This window comes from Pseudoalteromonas sp. TAE56 (genome assembly GCF_000497955.1).
In the GTDB taxonomy this organism is placed as follows: domain Bacteria; phylum Pseudomonadota; class Gammaproteobacteria; order Enterobacterales; family Alteromonadaceae; genus Pseudoalteromonas.
The window spans coordinates 1-2,190 of sequence record NZ_AUTN01000033.1 but is presented as its reverse complement, the minus strand read 5'-3'; the positions used below and the strand labels follow the sequence as shown (position 1 = coordinate 2,190).

Here is a 2,190-nt window from a genome sequence, read left to right as displayed (position 1 = left end):
GGGACGAGCGCCAAGCCAATGATTTTATGTCCTTTTCTTTATCGACTTGTTATATGCCAATTTACTCTGTCCTGTGACCATAAATAATGAGATGGTTAATTAGTTCTCGTGACTCTGGGCTACCGATTAACTCATTAGTTAATTCGTGACCTCCCCAATCTTCAGTCATTAGATGGTCGTGTGCGTTCCCTGACTTTTCGGCTTGAGTTGCTATAGCCTCTAATCTGGATGCTAACCAACGAAGCTTTTCTGGTGAGGCATGGATGAAAATCTATTCGGCTTTTTCATCTTTTTCTATAGTTAACATCCGTATCCTTTTGGCATATAACGCTTCAATAACCGGCGCAGCTTTGCTGCGTCCGGCGCCGAAGGCGCGAAGTTGATTGATTTGTTAGGTGCAATGATGAGTCTACTGTAAAATATCATATTGTTCATTTTCAACGAGCTGTCTGCACTTTTCAGGTGAAAAACCTCTCTTTAATATCAACTCATCTTCTTGAGGATTACCTTCACACAATACTTCTGAGTCAGATACTTCGGCTTCAAAAAAAGGTCGGTTTAACCCGTCAATTGTCGAGGACTGAACATAGTTTTTTATGCCATTATGAGTCTTAGACCACGAATTTCCTAAACTCGCTGTGTTTTCACCCGATCTACCGACTCGATACAAAGTTAACTTCTGGCCTACTGGATTATAGGTTGCATTGAATTTGGACAAATCAAAATGAAAGCAATCATAGCTGCCAGATATGATGCTGGATGTATATAGAGAAACCAGTATGTCTTTGCTAGACCGATTATTCCAAAGCTGGATTATCTCATTTTTATGACAAGTTAAAAAATGAAGGAGTACCTCTAGATTTTCACCCTCTTCATCTGTATATAAATCGCTATCCAGGTCATTTATAGATTTTAGATTTTCATCTAAGTATTGCTGCTGGCTTGAAGATAAATATGAGCTTAAGTGCACAATATCGATGGCGATAATATCAAATAGTCTTTCAATAAATACGTTCATTTGCAATATTCACTATAGAGAGGCATTCCATCTCCGCGCCATGCACCTAACGCTTTGCTAAGGGGCAATTGACTGTTGGCTAAACTTGCGCGAAGCGCCAAGCCAACTGTTAATTGTCCCAGTGAGTTTACGAACGAACTTGAGCAACTTGTTATAAGCCATTAGTTGCCACTCTTTGCCCGCAATGGATACAAACAATTGAACCAGAAAACCAGCGCCAAACAACTTTATCCCAGCTACCACTTGATGCTGGATGAGGCTTTTTAAAACCTTGAACAGTTAAACATTTATCGCAATGTGGGCAACGGTTAAAAAATGCCAAAACAATATGAATTAAAACTGTGCAAAAGAATGCCCCAAACAAATAAACTAAATGACTAGCACTTGCGTTAGGTTCAGAAAACATTTTCCCATAAGCCAGAGATACAAAGAAAACTATTAAAAGTGTCCACGCTGCAAACACGCTTAACACATCAAGTTTTCCAATTATCGATTTCATCACCGAACTTCCTTTGGCTTATAACGCCTTGCTAAGCGGATAAAAATGGTTGGCTATAATCGCGAAGCGATGGCCAACTGTTTTTATTCCGTTTAAGCAACTTGTTATGTTTACTTTAACAAGGAAGCAACAACTTGCATTGTTTGAGGATTGCTTGCAATATTAATTAAATTTGAAATTAATGTTGTGCTATTTAAAGCACCTACAGAGAATTTACCCCAAAGGCTATTATTCTCAATTACCTTTTGTTTCTCTTCATTTGGAGCATTACGAACTGCAATAAGTAATTCTGCAAGTTCTTTGGGATCAGTATCAGTAGGCAACCCAAATTGTTTCATTAGGCCAGCATGCTTAATAATATTTATCCCTTGCCCACCATTATTAGCAGTGTGAATATTATTACCTTCAAGCTCAACATCTCCCTCTATTCTAATACCATCACCACCATTTCCAACGGAAGTAACTCCATTTAATTTTATAACCATCAGTGACACCTTCTTGTAAACATAACGCCCAATTAACAGGCAAAAAATGGTTGGCTAAAATAGGTGAACGTAGTGAACAAAAAGCCAACTGTTTTTTGTCCTTGTTTAATTTCTTGTATGGATAATAAACCCATAAATTAATTAATACTTTAACCAAGTTCGGGTAATGTGAGGCCCAAGCTTTGGCT

At 38.2% G+C, this 2,190-nt stretch carries 5 protein-coding genes; all 5 read right to left on the bottom strand.

Annotated features, from left to right (window positions below; translation table 11 throughout):
* Positions 1–61: 61 nt before the first annotated feature.
* Positions 62–265: an Imm32 family immunity protein gene (locus L656_RS1000000123680; protein ID WP_446727525.1), complete on the bottom strand. Its 204-nt coding sequence runs from the start codon at positions 263–265 to the stop codon at positions 62–64.
* A 144-nt stretch (positions 266–409) separates the two neighbouring features.
* A complete protein-coding gene (locus L656_RS0101185) occupies positions 410–1,018 on the bottom strand; it encodes a hypothetical protein (protein ID WP_024597878.1) in 609 nt (202 codons plus the stop codon).
* Between the two features lie 151 nt (positions 1,019–1,169).
* Entirely contained in the window at positions 1,170–1,517 is a 348-nt protein-coding gene (locus L656_RS0101180) for a hypothetical protein (RefSeq protein WP_024597877.1), read from the bottom strand.
* 110 nt (positions 1,518–1,627) lie between these two features.
* Entirely contained in the window at positions 1,628–2,002 is a 375-nt protein-coding gene (locus L656_RS0101175) for a hypothetical protein (protein WP_024597876.1), read from the bottom strand.
* Positions 1,956–2,190, bottom strand: a 235-nt coding sequence (locus L656_RS1000000123315) for a hypothetical protein (protein WP_206741301.1), incomplete at its 5' end; no start/stop codon positions are given. The genes L656_RS1000000123315 and L656_RS0101175, both read right to left, overlap by 47 nt.

What these genes read in the sequence shown, in the direction of transcription:
- L656_RS0101185 (WP_024597878.1), bottom strand. Translation starts at nt 1,018, where the DNA reads ATGAACGTATTTATTGAAAGACTATTTGATATTATCGCCATCGATATT.
- L656_RS0101180 (WP_024597877.1), bottom strand. Translation starts at nt 1,517, where the DNA reads ATGAAATCGATAATTGGAAAACTTGATGTGTTAAGCGTGTTTGCAGCG.
- L656_RS0101175 (WP_024597876.1), bottom strand. Translation starts at nt 2,002, where the DNA reads ATGGTTATAAAATTAAATGGAGTTACTTCCGTTGGAAATGGTGGTGAT.